16 protein-coding genes are annotated in these 18,071 nt (G+C 47.8%); 14 read left to right on the forward strand and 2 right to left on the reverse strand.

Going from position 1 to position 18,071, the window contains the following annotated elements; translation table 11 throughout:
- Nucleotides 1–23: 23 nt before the first annotated feature.
- The 3 genes from WG89_RS14110 (at nucleotide 24) to WG89_RS14120 (ending at nucleotide 4,585) form a co-directional block, all read left to right on the forward strand.
- On the forward strand, nucleotides 24–1,934 hold the full coding sequence (locus WG89_RS14110; RefSeq protein ID WP_079253838.1) for an NADAR domain-containing protein: 1,911 nt from the start codon (nucleotides 24–26) through the stop codon (nucleotides 1,932–1,934).
- A 24-nt stretch (nucleotides 1,935–1,958) separates the two neighbouring features.
- Complete coding sequence (locus WG89_RS14115; protein ID WP_062267183.1) at nucleotides 1,959–3,380, forward strand: opioid growth factor receptor-related protein; 1,422 nt, start codon at nucleotides 1,959–1,961, stop codon at nucleotides 3,378–3,380.
- Between the two features lie 80 nt (nucleotides 3,381–3,460).
- The gene (locus WG89_RS14120) at nucleotides 3,461–4,585 is read left to right on the forward strand and encodes a beta-ketoacyl-ACP synthase III (RefSeq protein WP_062267185.1); all 1,125 of its coding nucleotides are present in this window, start codon (nucleotides 3,461–3,463) and stop codon (nucleotides 4,583–4,585) included.
- A 46-nt stretch (nucleotides 4,586–4,631) separates the two neighbouring features.
- Here WG89_RS14120 and catB read toward each other — a convergent pair whose 3' ends face one another.
- The gene (gene catB, locus WG89_RS14125) at nucleotides 4,632–5,267 is read right to left on the reverse strand and encodes a type B chloramphenicol O-acetyltransferase (protein WP_062267187.1); all 636 of its coding nucleotides are present in this window, start codon (nucleotides 5,265–5,267) and stop codon (nucleotides 4,632–4,634) included.
- Nucleotides 5,268–5,441: 174 nt separating this feature from the next.
- Between catB and ubiE the strand changes: the two genes are divergently transcribed.
- The 11 genes from ubiE to WG89_RS14180 all read left to right on the forward strand — a co-directional run bounded on the left by ubiE (nucleotide 5,442) and on the right by WG89_RS14180 (nucleotide 15,531).
- Nucleotides 5,442–6,203: a bifunctional demethylmenaquinone methyltransferase/2-methoxy-6-polyprenyl-1,4-benzoquinol methylase UbiE gene (gene ubiE, locus WG89_RS14130; RefSeq protein ID WP_062267362.1), complete on the forward strand. Its 762-nt coding sequence runs from the start codon at nucleotides 5,442–5,444 to the stop codon at nucleotides 6,201–6,203.
- Between the two features lie 2 nt (nucleotides 6,204–6,205).
- Nucleotides 6,206–6,796: a ubiquinone biosynthesis accessory factor UbiJ gene (locus WG89_RS14135; RefSeq protein ID WP_062267188.1), complete on the forward strand. Its 591-nt coding sequence runs from the start codon at nucleotides 6,206–6,208 to the stop codon at nucleotides 6,794–6,796.
- A 52-nt stretch (nucleotides 6,797–6,848) separates the two neighbouring features.
- Entirely contained in the window at nucleotides 6,849–8,450 is a 1,602-nt protein-coding gene (gene ubiB / locus WG89_RS14140; protein ID WP_062267190.1) for a ubiquinone biosynthesis regulatory protein kinase UbiB, read from the forward strand.
- 8 nt (nucleotides 8,451–8,458) lie between these two features.
- Entirely contained in the window at nucleotides 8,459–8,896 is a 438-nt protein-coding gene (hisI, locus tag WG89_RS14145) for a phosphoribosyl-AMP cyclohydrolase (RefSeq protein ID WP_062267192.1), read from the forward strand.
- On the forward strand, nucleotides 8,889–9,218 hold the full coding sequence (locus WG89_RS14150) for a phosphoribosyl-ATP diphosphatase (RefSeq protein ID WP_062267194.1): 330 nt from the start codon (nucleotides 8,889–8,891) through the stop codon (nucleotides 9,216–9,218). The genes hisI and WG89_RS14150 overlap by 8 nt, the downstream gene beginning before the upstream one ends.
- A 170-nt stretch (nucleotides 9,219–9,388) precedes the next feature.
- Nucleotides 9,389–9,607: a twin-arginine translocase TatA/TatE family subunit gene (gene tatA, locus WG89_RS14155; RefSeq protein WP_062267196.1), complete on the forward strand. Its 219-nt coding sequence runs from the start codon at nucleotides 9,389–9,391 to the stop codon at nucleotides 9,605–9,607.
- A 100-nt stretch (nucleotides 9,608–9,707) separates the two neighbouring features.
- Nucleotides 9,708–10,112: a Sec-independent protein translocase protein TatB gene (gene tatB, locus WG89_RS14160; RefSeq protein ID WP_062267198.1), complete on the forward strand. Its 405-nt coding sequence runs from the start codon at nucleotides 9,708–9,710 to the stop codon at nucleotides 10,110–10,112.
- Nucleotides 10,113–10,226: 114 nt separating this feature from the next.
- The gene (gene tatC / locus WG89_RS14165; protein ID WP_062267364.1) at nucleotides 10,227–10,964 is read left to right on the forward strand and encodes a twin-arginine translocase subunit TatC; all 738 of its coding nucleotides are present in this window, start codon (nucleotides 10,227–10,229) and stop codon (nucleotides 10,962–10,964) included.
- Between the two features lie 110 nt (nucleotides 10,965–11,074).
- Nucleotides 11,075–13,855 (forward strand): serine/threonine-protein kinase, encoded by a 2,781-nt coding sequence (locus WG89_RS14170; RefSeq protein WP_062267200.1) that lies wholly within the window; start codon nucleotides 11,075–11,077, stop codon nucleotides 13,853–13,855.
- Nucleotides 13,856–13,938: 83 nt separating this feature from the next.
- Nucleotides 13,939–14,649: a 16S rRNA (uracil(1498)-N(3))-methyltransferase gene (locus tag WG89_RS14175; RefSeq protein WP_062267204.1), complete on the forward strand. Its 711-nt coding sequence runs from the start codon at nucleotides 13,939–13,941 to the stop codon at nucleotides 14,647–14,649.
- A gap of 87 nt (nucleotides 14,650–14,736) precedes the next feature.
- A complete protein-coding gene (locus tag WG89_RS14180) occupies nucleotides 14,737–15,531 on the forward strand; it encodes a DUF2059 domain-containing protein (protein ID WP_062267206.1) in 795 nt (264 codons plus the stop codon).
- A gap of 12 nt (nucleotides 15,532–15,543) precedes the next feature.
- Here WG89_RS14180 and WG89_RS14185 read toward each other — a convergent pair whose 3' ends face one another.
- The gene (locus tag WG89_RS14185; RefSeq protein ID WP_245662919.1) at nucleotides 15,544–17,790 is read right to left on the reverse strand and encodes a primosomal protein N'; all 2,247 of its coding nucleotides are present in this window, start codon (nucleotides 17,788–17,790) and stop codon (nucleotides 15,544–15,546) included.
- Nucleotides 17,791–18,071 lie beyond the last annotated feature (281 nt).

Raw genomic sequence — 18,071 nt, forward strand, 5'->3', positions numbered from 1 at the left:
GGATAGTTCTTTGGACTATAGGCATGACTTATTCTGATATACCACCGTCAGGTAGACCTTCTCCCCACATAGGCGGAGATACGGGTCATACTCATAGCGAGCATAAGGTAACACCAGCCGGGCGCCAGATACCGGATGATCAAACAACCGTCGAGGGGAGCCCCATTGATCGGCGAACCGTCTCTCCAAGCTCTGCTACTCCTGCTTTAAATGGTAAAGCTGCCAGACAATCCCAATTGTTACAGTCTTATCAAAATCAATGTCGTCATGCTGAAAATTTGCTCGGTCAAAGCTTTCTGTCTCGCAATCTTGAAAACCTGAGTGATTACCTTGATGGCTCTCATGAAGAGGCTGAGGATTTACCGTTTGAAGTGGTTTATGTGACGGACGAAGGCGTGACGTCCATTATTCCCCCCGATGAAAATCTACTGGATGATGAAGAGCTTTTTCAGTCATTGAATGATCAGTTAGCTGAAGAGGTCAATGTTCTCAGAGGGCACTTTGGTCAGCAAAAAATCAAAGCACAGTTAGCGTCCGATCTCACATTAAGTATGTTGGACGTAGTTCATCATGAGCATTTGTTGGCAGATGAAGGTATTTCACAGCCAGATGCAGCGTTAAAAGAGTCTGCTGTTTATCTCGATTTTGATCGGATTGGCGAGCTACCCAGTGTGCCTGGATATACACCTGAGTCGATAACAGAAACCCATCATTTCAAGGATATTGCAGAACAGCTTCAACCCGGTGTGGTTTTATTGCCCAAGGTGCCAGAGCCTGTTATTCCAAAAACACTTGAGCCCCCTCCGACAGGGTTCTCAACCCGAGCACTGACGCCTGCCGAAGCATGGGTTCACTTTACCGTAGATCCCGATCTCCCCATCCAGAGCGAGAGTAGAAAGTGGACGATTAATCAGATCAGGGCATTAGATGATAAAGCCCTGGAGCAACAGCATGACTATATCCAGTTGCTTTTCCCTAATATTGATCCCAGCAGTGTGAATACCAAGGCACCCCTTTTAACCCCTCAGATGGTTTGGGAGGTTCAACAGAATCCTGTTGCTCAGCAGCAATTACAGGCCTCTCTTGACCAAATGCTCGGCTTCTGGGGGCTGGCGAGACAGGGAGATTCAATTCAGGTTGATCCAGGCAAGGGAGCAGCACATAGAAAGTGGCTCTTGAATAATGATGATCATAATCACAAGAGAATTACGAGAGTGATCAAATGTCTGATGGCCTGTGGCTATGAAAGCTGTGCTGCCAATCTGGAAAGAACGCTGCAGGAGCAAAGAGGACAGTCCAATGTGCCACTGAACCCTTACTGGGCTGATGCTGTGAAAGTGGCAAAAGGAAAGCGGTTGATGACGTTCTCTGGTAGCCAGCTGGAGGCCAGAAGTTCGATTCGTTCTTACAAGGATTACATGCAGACCCATGCTTTGGGAGCTTGCCAGAATGAACCGAGGGTTATGTTCTATAAAAAGGGCAAGCCCTACTTCGAGTTTACCAATTTCTATGAGCCACCTGGCGGTATTAACATCGAAGGTTTCAACTGGCCGACGACTGAACACTATTTTCAGGCCAAGAAATTTAACAAGAGCCGTTGGCCTCAGATTCAACAGTTAAAAACCGCAGGCGATGTGTTTCGCTATATTCATCCGGATCCAAATGATACCCAAAAGACCATTCCGCTGGATGTCGGGCATGATGATTGGTTGCAATCAAGGGATAGCATCATGCTGCATGCATTGAGGGAAAAAGCACGACAGGATGATTTCTTTCGACGGAGGCTTTTGGGTACTGGAAACCAGCCCCTCTATGAAGACTCGAATAAAGATAGCTATTGGGGCATTGCCAGAGGTGGTGAGAACCGCCTTGGAGCGATGTTGATGCAAGTCAGGGATGAGATAAGGGCAGGGACCATTCTTCCCATCAGTTAAGGATACAAATACAGGGATAGTTTTATGATTTCTACCAGAGTTGACGATCTTTCTGCTCAATTCAAGGCACTGGACTGCTGGGGAACAGAAAAGGTTGGGGCTGATGTTGAAGATGGGCCGCTTAAGATCACTGCGGGTAATGAGCAGAACTATTTTGCCTGGGGGCGAACCGTTGTCAGGGTTGAGGAGCAGGAAAGGCTCTATGATGAGCTGGAACATCTGATTAACCAGATGAATATGGGGGCTCGACGTCGTGGCCTGGATACTCGTCAAATAGAAATCCATTGTTTCAATCCAGCTGAATTGACCAGGGACGTTGCCGAACAGGTATTGGCTGAAATCAGGGAGTCACCTCGCTATACCTACGACAGAATCTATCACGCTATGAATCAGGCCTATATGAATCACTCTCATACGGGTCATTCTGAAAAAATAGGTAAAGAAATCTGGGCAGCTTTGGAAGAAGTTCTGGAGCACTTGCCAGAGCATCATGTAAAGGCCGTCATACCTAAAGTCATCAGCAGCTTCTTTGAAGATCATAGAGATAATGAAGTCTCTGACATGATCATGAGGCGTATTCAAAGCCGTTATCCCGATGTCAGTTTTGGAAGGGGAGGGAGTTCTCAGCGGCAGGTTACTCCACCTGTGAGATCAGCAGGCACTTCTGCAACGTCAGGGGCTGGAACCCGTGTTGCCCAGGATGACTTTGGGCCCTTTGTAAGCAGTTCAAGTCAAACAAACCCTGATAGACAGCGGGAAGAGCTTTTTCGCCGCTCTTCTTCAAGCAGGACAGAAAGAGGAGAATCATCGAGAACTTCTTCAGGGGCAACGGCAACCAGTTCAATGGAGTGGGTAAGTCCACCAAAAATAACTCGTGTCAAGAACGCAGTGAACCGTTCAGAGAGTGAAGAGCTGGAAATGACCGATCACTGGCTGGCGTTCTCACGAACAGGCAAACATAAAATTGCAGGGCAGAAACATACCCTGGAAGGCATTCGAGCGTTCACTCTCAGTCAGTGTGAATCTGCCCATGACTACATTCAACTACTGTTTCCCAATAGCCAGCCCAGCCAATACAACAGAACGGCTCCTCTACTCACTGACAAGATGGTGATGGAAATCCAGAGTGATCGAGAACTACAAAGGGAGTTACAGAAATCGCTGGATCAAATTCTCGATTTCTGGGGGATGTATCGAAGGGGAGATCAGATCTTTGTTGATGACTCAAAGTCATCCAGACACAAGTGGAATAAAGCTTTTTATGACCATAATGAATCCAGAGTTTCGCGGGTTTTATACCATCTGATGGAAACGGGATTTGTTGAATGTGCTTTAAATATGGAAAGCGCGATGAATCGCCATCGAGGCCGGAGAAAGAATACTCATTGGGCGACGGCTGTCAGAACCCGGCCACCTTCAAGGCGACTGTCGTTCAATGATATTTGAGGCAAAATATTAAGGTTTTATTACTATGGTGCATGATATAGGATCACTAAGAACATAAAAATAAGGTGATCGAGGCAAGCATGGCTGTCGCTGCAATTATCACAGGAACGGGGCTGTATACCCCAGCCAGTGCTATCAGTAATGATGAACTGGTCACGAGCTATAACACCTGGGCTCAAAAAGAAAACGACAAACACCAGCAGGCAATCTCTGCCGGTGAAAAAGAACCGCTGCCATTGAGCAGCAGTGCCTTCATAGAGAAAGCATCGGGTATTAAAAGCCGGTATGTGATGGATCGGGAAGGCGTACTTGATCCAGATCGTATGGTGCCCCATCTTCCAGAACGAAATAACGAAGAAATCTCCGTTCAGTGTGAAATGGCTCTTCATGCCGCTAGAGATGCATTGTCTCAAGCACGTGTACGACCGGAAGAAATAGATCTGGTGATTGTTGCCTGTTCCAATATGCAGCGCCCATACCCTGCCATTGCCGTTGAAGTGCAATTTTACCTGGGGGCTTCCGGTTACGCTTATGACATGAATGTTGCTTGCTCCTCAGCCACTTTTGGTATCAAGGCCGCTACTGATGCGGTTCTTGCTGGTAATGCGAAAAGGGTGCTGGTGATCAGTCCGGAAATTACTTCCGGGCATCTGAACTTCAGAGATCGTGACAGTCATTTCATTTTTGGAGATGCCTGCACGGCGGTTGTTGTTGAATCGGATGATGTAGCTAGAAATGACAAAGGCTTTGAAGTGCTGGGAACCCGTGCCTGGACACAATTTTCCAGTAATATTCGCAATAACTTTGGTTTTCTCAACCGTGCGGATGAGTCGGGCGTGGGTCAACCCGATAAGCTATTTGTTCAAAATGGTCGCAAAGTCTTCAAGGAAGTCTGCCCGAAAGTGGCAGAGATTATTTCCGGGCACCTTGATGAGTTGAGGCTGACTCCTGAGCAGCTATCTCGAATGTGGTTGCATCAGGCCAATTTGAGTATGAATCAGCTGATTTCCCGAAAAGTCCTGGGTCGTGAAGCCACTCCTGAAGAAGCTCCGGTGATTCTTGATGAGTACGCCAATACCAGTTCTGCAGGATCAATCATTGCCTTCCATAAGTATTCTACCGACCTTGAGGCGGGAAGTTATGGTGTCATCTGCTCCTTTGGTGCAGGTTACTCGATAGGCAGTGTGATCATCAGAAAGCGTTGAAGTACCAGTCAGTAGCAGTACTTTTTGGGGTATTGCTACTGACGAATTAGTGTTGCTTAATATTTTTCAGCCAGTATTGATAGAGTTCAGATATCTTATCTGAACACATCAGTGGCATCGCATCCCTGATGGTTTCTTCTGGCCAGTTCCACCACTGCATTTCCAGTAATTGATTTATCGCTTCCGATTTGAATCTCTGTTTAATCTGTTTAGCAGGGTTACCGGCTACTACCGCGTATTCTGTGACATCTTTGGTTATCACAGCACGGCTGCCAATAATGGCTCCGTTTCCAATGGTTATGCCGGGCATGATCATGGCTTCAGCTCCGATCCAGACATCATGGCCAACAAGGGTGTTTCCAACTCGTTGAAATCCATCCACGGCTTTTGAGGCCATCTCGTTATCCTGGTAGAAGAAAGGAAATGTACTGACCCAGTCAGAACGATGGCCCTGATTGCCTGCCATGATGAATGAGACACCTGAACCGATTGAACAGAATTTACCGATGTGTAATTGGTCTACATCAGAGCGGTCAGGGTTTAGATAGCGGGCACATTCATCAAAACTGTGGCCATGATAGTAGCCTGAATAGTAACTGTGGTCGCCAACAATGATATTGGGGTTGGTGACCTGCTCTTTCAGGGGAACGCCCTTGAACGGACTTTCAAAATAATTACTCATTTTTCTTGTACTGACCTTGAGAGAAATCAACGTACTGTTGCGTGGACTGCAGGCAAATTTACCTCTGTGCCATTAGCCATTACAATACCCCCCTATTTTTCCCGAATGCTTGCCAGCAACAGGAATGGAAGAATTTTCTTCGGATTGTATTCCGGTGCTGGGGCGGAGATCTGGATGACTGACAAGGTAAGAGATCAGGACAAAACACACTTTGGCTACAAAGATGTAAAGCCTGATGACAAAGAGAAACTGGTGGCGGGTGTTTTTCACTCCGTGGCGGACAGCTATGACGCGATGAACGACTTGATGTCGATGGGCGTTCACCGGCTCTGGAAGCGCTTTACCATAGAGCTCTCGGCAGTTCGCAAAGGTCATCAGGTTCTTGATATTGCTGGAGGCACTGGAGATCTGACCAAACAGTTCTCCCGTCTGGTAGGCGATACAGGACGAGTGGTTCTGGCGGATATTAATGATTCCATGCTTCGTGTCGGCCGTGACCGTCTGATTGACCAGGGAATTGTTGGTAATGTTGAATACGTTCAGGCCAATGCCGAGTGCCTGCCCTTTCCTGAAAATACTTTCGACTGCATCACCATTGCTTTTGGTCTTCGTAATGTGACCGATAAGGCAGAAGCATTGCGTTCCATGTGCAGGGTTCTCAAACCGGGCGGTCGTCTTTTGATTCTGGAGTTTTCCAAAACCAATAATCCATTGTTGACCAAAGCCTACGATGCCTACTCTTTCTCTCTTTTGCCTGCTATGGGCAAGCTGGTGGCGGGTGACTCTGAAAGTTATCGCTATCTGGCGGAAAGTATTCGCAAGCATCCGGATCAGGCAACTCTGGAAGCCATGATGAAAGAAGCCGGCTTTGTGAATACCACCTATCACAATATGACCGGTGGCATTGTAGCCCTGCACAAAGGCATCAAACCCTGATTATGATGAAAACGGCGTTTCTGGCCTTTCTGGAGACTCGAATCAATCAGCTGTTGAAGCTGGATCCAGTGACAATTGAGGCTTTACGCTCTCTTGATGGCAGTGTTATCCACTTCAATTGCCTTCAGCCTGAATTCCAGTGCTATGTTTTTCTGGATGCATTGGGCGTTCGCTGTGCGGGCTGGCATGAGGGTTCTGTTGATGTCACCTTTCAGGGGGGGGCAAGTAGTTTTATTGAACTTTCAGCGGATCGAGTCTCTGCCTGGGATTCTATCAAGGGACTGAATGTATCAGGCGATCCAGAGGTGATAGCTGCTCTGGAGTCTGCCCATCGAAAGATGGAACTCGACTGGGAAAGCCTGATCTGTGAACGTATTGGCCCTGTAGCCGGGCACACACTGGTAGAAGGTATGCGACTCATAGCCTCGACGTTTGTCGGAGCGGGAGAGAGTCTTTCTGCCCAGGGTGCTGTTTATCTTCAGGATGAATTGAAAGTCATTCCTTCCGAGCCTGAGCTCAGTGCTTTCAGTCGTGAGGTGGATGCCCTCAGGGGTTCGGTTGAACATCTTGATGAACGACTGAACAAGTCTTGATGGGAATGGCTTCTGAGTGCCTGAAGGCAAAAGAATACCGCGGGAGAAAAGGGTGCTGCAGTTAACCCGTTTAATAAAAATTGTTGGGGCCATTGCCCGTTACAGACTGGATGATCTGGTAGAAATCGACCGGCTGCCATTTCCCGCCAGAGTGTTGATGAGGCTTCTGCCCTGGCGCTACTTCATCAAAAACAGTGAACCCAGGGCTATCAGGTTGAGGAAAGGCCTTGAATCCCTGGGACCCATCTTTATTAAGTTTGGTCAGATCCTCTCTACGCGCCGGGATTTGCTGCCCGATGATATCAGCGACGAGCTGGCCCGACTGCAGGACCAGGTAGAACCTTTTCCTGCTTCTGATGCCGTCACCATTATCGAAAAAAGCCTTCATGCCCCGGTCTCAGAATTGTTTGATCGATTTGATCATGAGCCTATGGCTTCCGCTTCCATTGCACAGGTGCACAGTGCCCGTTTGCACTCGGGTGAAGAAGTTGTCATCAAGGTGATCAGACCCGGCATTGAGAAGGTGATCCGTAAGGACATCCGTTTAATGTACGGCTTCAGTCGATTGCTTATAACCCTGATCAGGGAAGCACGTAGACTGAGGCCCATTGAAGTGGTCAGGGATTACGAAAAGACCATTCTTGATGAGCTCGACCTGCTGCGGGAAGCGGCTAACACGTCTCAATTGCGCAGGAACTTTCTGGATTCTCCACTTCTGTTTGTCCCTCAGGTTTACTGGGATTACTGCAAGCCTTCTGTGATGGTCATGGAGCGTATTCATGGTGTTCCAGTCGCCGATACCCAAACGCTGAAGGCTAACGGGACTGACATGAAAAAGCTGGCGGAAAGAGGCGTGGAAATCTTCTTTACCCAGGTTTTCCGGGATCGCTTTTTCCATGCTGACATGCATCCGGGTAATATCTTTGTCGATATTACCCATCCATCCGAGCCCAAATACATTGGTATTGATTGCGGTATTGTGGGGACACTGGAGCCTGAAGATCAGTATTATCTGGCCTGTAACCTTCTGGCCTTTTTCAAACGGGATTATCGTAAGGTTGCACAGCTCCATGTGGACTCCGGCTGGGTGCCGTCCCATACCGTTGTGGGCGAACTGGAAGCCGCGATCCGTACAGTCTGCGAACCTATATTTGAAAGGCCGCTGAAAGATATTTCTTTTGGTCACCTGCTGGTGAGGCTTTTCCAGGTAGCGCGTCGCTTTGAGATGGAAGTTCAGCCTCAGCTGGTTTTATTGGAAAAGACATTGCTGAATGTTGAAGGCTTGGGTCGTCAGCTTTATCCGGATCTGGATTTGTGGAATACAGCTCAACCCTATCTTGAAAAGTGGATGAAAGATCAGGTCAGTCCCTGTGGTATTGGGCGCTCCGTTAGTGAAAATATTCCCGACTGGTTGCTGAGTGCGCCCAATATGGCCCGGAATGCCTTACACAGTGTTAAGCAGATATCTGAGCATCAGCAAAAACTCATGGTCATGCATGATCGGGCAGATAAGCAGTCCGGTAAAATGAAATGGCTGGGAGGCGTATTAGTTGCAGTAGCCGCTGCAGTTCTGGTTTTCCCGGAGTGGTCTGCACAGATACCCTGGCAAGGGGTGTTAATGGGAGGAGTCGGGGTCTGGCTCCTGACTCGATAGGAGTGTCTATGAGTAGCGATGGTTACGAAGAGAAGAGTTGGCTGGAAGAAGTTTGCTGGAATCGGGATGGGCTGGTAGCGGCTACGGCCCAGGATCATAAAACCGGTCGGATACTGATGCAGGCCTGGATGAACCGCGAAGCCCTGGCATTAACTGCGCAAGAACAGCAGGCTGTATACTGGTCACGTTCAAGAGGCAAACTCTGGCGTAAAGGTGAAACCTCTGGCCATGTACAAAAGTTGCATGAGTTGAGGTTGGACTGTGACGGTGACTCCATTGTGCTGATTGTGGAACAACTGGGTGGAATAGCTTGCCACACTGGCAGGGAATCCTGCTTCTACCGTAAGTTGACCGAAGGCGGGCAGTGGTTAAGTACGGATGAAGTCCTGAAAAGTCCTGATGCCATTTACGGTGAAGACAAGAGCGGAAGCAGCGATAATGGATAACATATTAGATAAACTGCAGGCTGTGCTTGAAGAACGTCGTCAGGCTAGCCCAGACAGCTCTTACGTTGCCAGCCTTCATGCTGCCGGGATGGATAAAATCCTGAAAAAGGTGGGTGAAGAGTCGGCTGAAACTCTGATAGCAGCGAAAGTGGCGGAGTTTGGCGGCAGTCTCGATGATGTGGTGTATGAAACCGCTGATTTGTGGTTTCACTCACTGGTCATGTTGTCGCATCTGGGTCTGAGCCATAAAGAAGTCCTGCTTGAGTTGGAACGAAGGTTTGGCCTGTCTGGCATTGATGAAAAAGCTTCAAGAGATGCCTGAATGTCCATTGTCCGGTGATCCGGTACAATGGTGACAAAGAAACAGTCGGTTTCTTGATGAAAGCGACTGTTCATGTTTCTGGGGGCGAGTAGCTTTAATTGCCCCCGGGAGCCTGGCTGAGCGGTCTATGCTTGGTCAGGTTCCTGATCAGTCTGAAAGGAAGGTGGATTATGGGATTTGGTGGAATCAGTATCTGGCAGCTGCTCATCATCTTGCTGATAGTAGTTATGCTATTTGGTACCAAGAAGCTCAAGGGCCTGGGTGGAGATCTGGGTGGTGCTGTTAAAGGGTTCAAGAAAGCGATTTCTTCTGACGAAGAGCAGAAACCTCTGCAGTCAGAAAATACCCAGAAGGAAAAAGAGTCTGAAGATTCTCAGCCTAAGTCCTGAGTGACGGCAATGGAAACAACTTTTCATCCTCTTATGAATAGACGTCTTTGATGGAAAGTATTTCTCGGTAACCTATTTTTGAGAGATCTCTGGAGATAAAGTGTTCGATATCGGTTTCACAGAGCTACTTCTTATTGCTGTGATTGCTCTGGTCGTATTGGGACCGGAGAGATTGCCGGGGGCTATTCGAACCACAGCCTACTGGGTAGGCAAGATCAAGCGCAGCTTTCAGTCTGCCAAGGAAGAGTTGGAGAAGGAGCTGGATGTCGACAGCATCAAGAGGCAGATTCACAACGAGCAGGTCATGAAAGATCTGGAAAAGACCCGAGCCAAGGTGACTGAGTCAATCCAGGCGCCATTGGAATCATTGAACAAGCCTTTTGATTTTGGAGACCAGGACAGTAAAGGGTCCGACAGTCTTGAGCAGAAAAGCAGTTCTAAACAAAACAGCAATGAGCCGGAAATGCCGCTTACCCCGAAGCATGAAAAGGACGACAGAGCCTGAGAGAGCGGTATTTTCATAGTAAATCAGCCGTGAGCGAAGGAAGCATTTTTTCGTCCCCCTTGGAGGATGAAAAAGTTTCACGGTAAACAGCACAGAGAAAAAAGATTCCAGCGCATGAGTGAAGGCGGAGCAGACAAAGAGCAGCCTCTGGTTCAGCATCTGATCGAACTAAGGAGTCGTTTGCTTCGCAGTTTTGCAGCCGTGTTGTTTGTTTTTCTGGGGCTCTTCTATTTTTCCAATGATATTTACCTGTTCGTTTCCGAGCCTTTGAGGGCGCATTTGCCTGAAGGCAGTACCATGATTGCCACTGAAGTGGCTTCTCCTTTTCTTGCGCCTTTCAAACTGACCCTGTTTGTAGCTTTTTTCCTGGCTATTCCCTATATCTTGCATCAGGTCTGGGGGTTTATTGCGCCAGGTCTGTATAAAAATGAGAAACGAATAGCGATCCCCATGTTGGTAGCCAGTGTCGTGCTTTTCTATCTGGGGATGGCATTTGCTTATTATGTGGTTTTTCCGATTATCTTTTCTTTTTTTACGACGGTGGGACCAGAGTCGGTAACGGTGATGACGGACATTAATCGTTATCTCGAGTTTATACTGAAGCTATTTTTTGCTTTTGGCATGGCCTTTGAAATACCGGTAGCCACTGTGCTTTTGGTTTGGAGTGGTATTTCAACGGTTGAAAGTCTCTCCAAAAAGCGCCCGTATATTGTTGTGGGCTGTTTCGTAATGGGAATGTTGTTAACTCCCCCTGACGTAGTTTCCCAATCTCTTCTGGCTATTCCCATGTGGCTCTTGTTTGAAGTTGGTGTGTTTTTTTCCAGACTGGTCAAGCCCGCAACGTCAGATTAAGGACGTATTTGCACTATTCTCTAAGCGTCAGAGCCGAGCTGCCATTTAAATGGCTCAGCATTGTTTTGTCTAAGCTATGAATATAGGGATGTCATAATTTCAGGATAAGTATGGCCAACGTTCAGAAGCCTCCCCAGGATGACAGTGTTCTTTATCATCTGAGGATGGCTGCCATTAGTTTAGGCAAAGCTACTTCACTATTTTTCGACAGAGCGCGGGCTTTCAGTCGTAGTGTTGTGGTTGTTCTGATTCCTGCCCGCCTTAAAAGAAAGCTTAATCTCGATAGGCCTCCAGTTCATCCATTAGATCAGCGTTCTGTCACTTCTATGGGTCCCTATAGATTGAATGCGGTTTTGAAAAATTACTCATTTCCTGAAGTAGATCTGTTCAAAAAAGACTTCAAGCTCAGGGTTCTGGATGTACTGGATGATATTGCAGCGATTGAGCCTGCGGATGTGGGTTCGGCCTTTTACAGTAATATCAAGCGCCTCTTTCTGGCTGGAATGGATAGAAGCAGCTCAATGGATGAGATTTTTGAGTTGCTTAAAACCCATGTTCCGGTTCCATACAGGCAGCGGTTGTATGTCAGCTTTCTCCAATTGAGTCAGGATTGTGGTGCGGACTTGAGTCTATCCGAAGACTGTAAGTCGCAGATGGTCAGAGGTGTAAGGGATAAATCATTTCATACAGCAAAAGAGAAGTTGTTTGAGTATCTGAAATCTGAATTGGGAGAAGGGATTGAAGGTCTGAAGGATGGGTTTCGCAAATACAGCCCGATGGAGCAAAGTTTTTTAAGGATGGTGCTGTTTGCTTATGATGTTCCTAGTCTGCTTTTAGGTCTTAATAATTGCAGTAAAGACTGCAGTAAATATCGATATGTAATGGTTTTGAAAGAGTTATTGGAGGCGGAAGGCCATACCAAAGATGCTCCGGGAATGAGGTCGACTTTATTGGCTTCAGCTCAACAGCTGAGTGACTTTAAAACTCAGATTATGCCGCTGCTGGAAGCGATCTATATGAGTGCAAAGAGTGCTCAGAATGGTCAGCAGACCCAGTTAAAAATAGAGTCATTAGCAGAGTCCTTGATGTCGATCAGCGATGTTAACGAAGCTTTCGCAGTGATTAAGCAGCTGGCTCCCTCACAGCATGTTGATGGGCTGCTGACCGCTTTCATAGAGATCTGTGAAGTGACTGGGGACGAATCTCAGTTGGATGCGTCTATCAAACAATATTTTGAAGACAGGGAAAACCGGCAAGATCAGAGTGCTATGGATCTGAGCTGGAGTTATGTGTCAAGAAACCCTGAGCTGTTGGTGAGTCTGAAAAAAGAACTGGTGGTTGATATTGAAAATGTTATCAGGGGGGTCTTGGAGGAGTTCTATGCAAATGCCACAAGGGAAGGTTTGGATGAAGGGCTGGAGGTTGATTCACCTGTAGTGACAGGAGCCGAGTTAAATCGGTCGTTATCAACCGTTTCTTCTTCAGGGTACGATACAGCCTCTCAATTAAGCGATGATTCTTCTATGGATGATACCCTTGAAGATTCTCTGCAGGATCGAACAGTAGAAGAGGATATGGACGTACATGATCAGTTTGATGAAGCGGCTGCTAAAAAAGGATCTACCTATCTGCATTTACCCGAAGTGCAAGAAAAGCTGAGTCGGCTGGGTGATACTGAAGTTGAAAGTTATGAGCCTCCTTTAAGTGGTGACCTGGAAGATTACGTGGTTGTTCCTTTTACCGAAATAAACCCTGAAGAGCTGCCTGATATCAGGAAGCTGGAAGCCCTGAAAACTAGCATAGGGTCCTGTGATTCATACGAAGATATGCTCCGGGAGTTGATCGATCATGCCCCGGTCAAGTATGCGAAGCATCTGATGGGTGGGTTAAGTGAAACTTATCAGCATTTGAAAGCATCTGAGCATGAGCATAAAGAGCAATCAGTGACTTCCCATATTCCTGATTTTCCTCCTTATGATATACCCAGAGAGCGTTCGGAGGAAAAGAGCCGGCAGGATGTTTTTGATCACATGCAAGTAAGCCCCGCAGGAGACGTTGTTGGTCAGGGCAGCTTTGGTCAGGTTGAGCCTGTTATTGCTCACACTTCCGGTTCAGCGAGGCCTGTAAAAGCCCTGAAAACTACCTTAAATGCAGATCGAAGCAGAGAGCTGGAAATAATGGCTCGCTTGCAACACCCTCACATTGTCTCTGTGGAAGATTTATACAGGGGAGGAACTGCTGAGCGGTCTTCTTCTGGCGAAGTAGGCTTCCGGGAAGGTATTCAAATGGAGTTTGTGGGGCAGAACCTGCATGAGTTAATCAGGGGGAAGGGAGTGAATGGTCAAATGACCAATAGTGGACCTCTTCCTGATTCTTTAAGTAAGAAAGTAGCAAAAGGGCTACTGGAGGCTTTTGAATATCTGCATACCCAGACCCCTCCCATCAGTCACGGTGATTTGAAGCCGAATAATGTGCTGGTTACTGCAGATGGGGAAGCTAAGTTAGCTGACTTTGGGGCGGCGGCCTTTCAGGAATCGAAAGAGATCGGATGGGATAACTTTTCCGGAAATCTTGTGACTGCACCCCCAGAGTTTTTCGATCAATCCAGAGGAAGAACAACTCAGGCCGACATGTGGGCATTTGGCTGTGTGCTCTATGAGATGGCTACGGGTGAAGTACTGTTTAAACAGCCTCCGTTAGTGGCTCGGCCTATGGCTCCTGTGAGCTATATGAGAGAAGAGGTTGAGAAGGCCATGGCGCATCCCGAACTGAACTCCCCTGACCATTTAGCATTGAAAGACCTGCTGAGGCAGTTACTAGAGTTTGATCCTGAGAAGAGATTTACAGCCCGTGATGCATTACACCATGTCCACTGGCTTCCTAAACCTTGAGTCATGATCCAATCCTTGATTCTTTTACTCAATAACGGTTTCAAGCGACAATAGGACGTTTTTCTCTCTTACGTAATTCACTCATGAATCTACTGCTACTAACACCTTCCGACTTTATTTCTGAAAATGGTGTCCGGCTTACGGGTAGACCTTTACAACATGTTCTGGAAGTTCATCGTTCTCATCAGGGTGACACCCTCAGGGTGGGGATGCTGAATGGTCAGTTGGGTGAAGCAATAATCGTTTCTCTAACTGAACAATCCATGGAGTTGGAAGTGCGCCTGGATGAGGAACCCCCAAAGCCTCTGCCTTTAACTGTTCTACTGGCTCTGCCCCGACCCAAAATGTTGAAAAGAAGCTTGCAACACTTGTCGTCTCTGGGTGTCAAAAAAATTATTCTGATGAACAGCTACCGGGTTGAGAAAAGCTTCTGGCAATCTCCCTGGCTTTCTGAGGATAAAATCCATGAACAGCTGGTGCTGGGTCTGGAGCAGGCAAGAGATACTCTATTGCCAGAAGTTGTTCTGGAGAAGCGGTTCAAGCCTTTTGTTGAAGATCGTTTGCCAGAGCTTTTGGAAGGTAAAAGAGGATTGGTTGCCCATCCAATGGGAGGGATAGCCTGTCCTCATCAGGTGGAAGACGAAGTAGTATTAGCTATCGGCCCGGAAGGTGGGTTTATTCCCTATGAGGTGGAAAAGCTGGAAGAAGCGGGCTTTGAACGTATCCATCTTGGCTCACGAATTCTCCGAGTGGAAACTGCTGTCACCGCTATCACAAGCAAATTGTATGATTGATTGTTCATAGAAATACGGTTGATATTTACACAGTCAGGCTGTTTATGTATGTTTAATTGACAGCCTTTCCGTTTGCCGGGTGAGTGTATGGACGCACACATCAACATTTCAGCCTTCAGCCCTGGTCGTTTTTCTGCAATTCTGCTTTTTGTCATACTGCTCTTTTCGGGTAGTCATCTATCTGCAGCCGATAAAGGTATTCTTCTGGGTGAGTTGTACGAGAATGCTCAACTTGAACAGCAACTAGGTTGGGTGCTTTCCAGTATGACTATTGACCAGAAGGAATACACACTGCCTCCTGAGGTGGTGAGTACGGTCAATCAGGTCGTCAAGGTTCGTTACAGCTCCGATCTGTTTAAGTCTTCCATGGAAGCTACTTTGGATGAAGCTCTAAGCGTGGGTGAGTTGTTGAAATTGCTGGACTGGTATAATTCAGCACTGGGGCAGAAGATTCTTCGTCTGGAAATGGAAGCCAACGATCCTCGCAATGCCTTGCATATGCAAGCTTATATTGAAGATAAATTATCCAGAGAGCTGCCCAGAACCAGTCGTATACGTCTGATCGAAGAGTTAATGGAAACGCTTGATGCGGTAGAGTTAGGCACTGAGTTGGCTGCCAGTGCTTCGGTTGGAGCCAAGCGAATCCTTCACGAAGTCATGCCCATAAAAGACGGTCGTCCTCTAAGACCCCCGGAGATTCTCAAGGCCAGAGAAAAGCCGGTGATCCGTAAAGGTATGAACGATCATATGAGGTATGTCTACCTCTACACCTATCGAAGCCTGCCTGATAACGAAATACGAGCCTATCTAGACTTTGCACGCAGTACAGCCATGCAGAACTTTCAGCGGGGGCAGATTCAGGCTATTGCCCGCATCCTCTGAACTTTTCGGATGTCATGTCATCTCCTGAGGATCAACATCCAGAGTCCAGCGGACTCCTTTTGGCAGTTTCATACCATCCAGATGTTTGACAGCCAGATCCAATGTGCGATGCAGGGCAGGGCGCTGATAGCTTTGCAGGAACAACTGATAACGATAACGACCCTGCCTTTTTTCCATGGGTGCCGGGATTGGACCCAGTACCCTGACCGATCCGTCTTGCAGGTGGTTCAGCAATAAGTTTCGTAACCCTTTCAAAAGATTTTCTGCTGCTGTTGAGCTGTGAGACTCTGTTCTGAAAAGAGCCAGATAACCTTCCGGAGGTAATTTAAGTTGCTTTCGTTCACTCAGCAGTTTGTCAGCAAAACGACTGTATTGCTGGCTGACCAGCATCTGCAAGGCGGGATGTTGCGGGTTGTGAGTCTGAATGACGACATGACCCGGCTTCTTCTCCCTGCCAGCCCGCCCTGCCACTTGAAGAATCAGTTGTCCCATTTTTTCCAGCCCTCTGAAGTCAGAGCTGAACAATCCTGAATCGGCATTAACGACGGCCACCATTGTTACATCAGGAAAGTGATGACCTTTTGCCAGCATCTGGGTTCCGAGCAAAATACAGGGTTCGCCGGTATGGATGGTATCCAGTATCTCAGAAAGAGCATTTTTGCGGCGTGTTGAGTCTCTGTCCACTCTGATCAAGGGAGTATCGGGAAACATTTGTTCCAAAACCTGTTCGCAGCGCTCAGTACCTTGTCCTACTGGCTGAAGGTTTTTGCTATGACATTTTGGGCAAGACCAGGGGATGGTCGTCTGATAGTCACAATGATGGCAATGCATGTGAGGTGGCTGTCGGTGCAATGTCATGTGGGCATCACAGTGAGGGCAGTCGGTCACTTCTCCACAGTCATGGCAGATCAGGGAAGGTGCATATCCTCGACGATTTAGAAACACCATCACCTGCTCGCCCTTGTCCAGGGTGTCTCTCATTCGGGTCAGCAGGCTCTGGGCAAAACCTTCATGGAGTATCTGTTGGCGGATATCCAGAAGTTCAAGGGTAGGTGGTTTTGAATGACCAGCCCTGATTTTAATCTCAAGATGGCTGAATCGACCTTTTCGGGCATTGACCAGAGTTTCCAGAGAGGGTGTGGCGGAACCCAGAACAACTGGGCAGTCTGCTATTTTTGCCCGGTATATGGCCAGATCCCTGGCGTTATACCTTAAAGTGTCTTGCTGCTTGTAGGAGTTGTCGTGCTCTTCATCAACAATAATCAGCCCAAGTTTGGGCATGGGGGTAAAGATGCCTGAGCGAGTGGCAATAAGAACGCCTGCTGTAGCTCTGCTTGCCGCCAGCCAGCCTTGCAGTCTTTCTCCATCACTCAATCCTGAATGCAGGCAGGCAACAGGGACGGAGAATCGACTGCGGAAACGTTTGACGGTCTGTGGAGTTAGACCAATCTCAGGTACCAGGACCAAAGCTTGTTTGCCTGCCTTCAGAGTGGCTTCAATAGCTTGAAGATAAACTTCTGTTTTACCGCTGCCTGTTACGCCATCAAGCAGTATGGGATGAAAGCTGGACGTTTCCTGAATACCTTCAAGGGCAAAAGCTTGTTCAGGATTAAGAGTCAGCGACGTTTGTCTGACCGGGTTTTGATATTCAGTGAAAGGCCGGTCCAATAATTCTATTTCACGTACCTGTACCAGCTGTTTCTTTTGCAACTGGGTGAGAATAGCCTTGCTGAAGCCTACTTCTCGAAGTTCTGGTTCGGAAATGCCCTCCGGGTATTCACTTAGCCACTGTACAGCCTTGAGTTGTTTGTGAGCTCGTTTTAATGAAGCGGTGGTGTCCTCGTCCAGCGGTGCAGAAAGGCTCCAGAGAGCCACCTTTTCCCGGCTGGCAGGCTTGCCCTGTCTGAGCGCTTTTGGCAAAGCCTGAAGCAGTGTTTCCCCCAGACTGTAGTGGTAGTAGCTTGAGGCCCATCGACAAAGCTGCATGATATCGTCTGGAATCAGTGATTGCTGATCCGGCAGGGCGGACACCTTTTTGAGTTTGTCTTTCGGGTAGTCTGAGTCCGGTTTGATGGATTCAATGATGCCAATCAGTTTTCTGGGTCCAAAAGGAACCTGTACTCTCATGCCAGGTTGAAGGTCTGCTGCTGAATCGGGTGGAAGATAATCGAACATCTGCCTCAGAGGAGTGGGTATGGCGATGCTGAGATAAATATCGTCACAGGGGGTCATGAGGCTGCTTTCACTGGCTGTTGGCATTGTGGGCCTTCCGGCATAAGTCGGGCAGGCTCCTGGCTCAGTGTAACCTGACTTGATGCAGGGTTGAAATGAGTCGAGGTGAAATACCGGTATTTGCTTGACGGGGATACTCTGGTATGATTCCGCCTCAATTTTCCAGGGTCGCTTAATGGCAGTGTCTGGGCAAGGTTTCACGCCTCTGTTCTGAAATGCCTGCTGGTGACCATTTCGCGTGCGGTGCCTTGGCCGAGTAACTTTTTAGTCAGAGACCGGGTGGCGGCATGCATTTTTTGAGGTAGATC

This window comes from Endozoicomonas arenosclerae (genome assembly GCF_001562015.1).
Taxonomy (GTDB): Bacteria; Pseudomonadota; Gammaproteobacteria; order Pseudomonadales; family Endozoicomonadaceae; genus Endozoicomonas_A; species Endozoicomonas_A arenosclerae.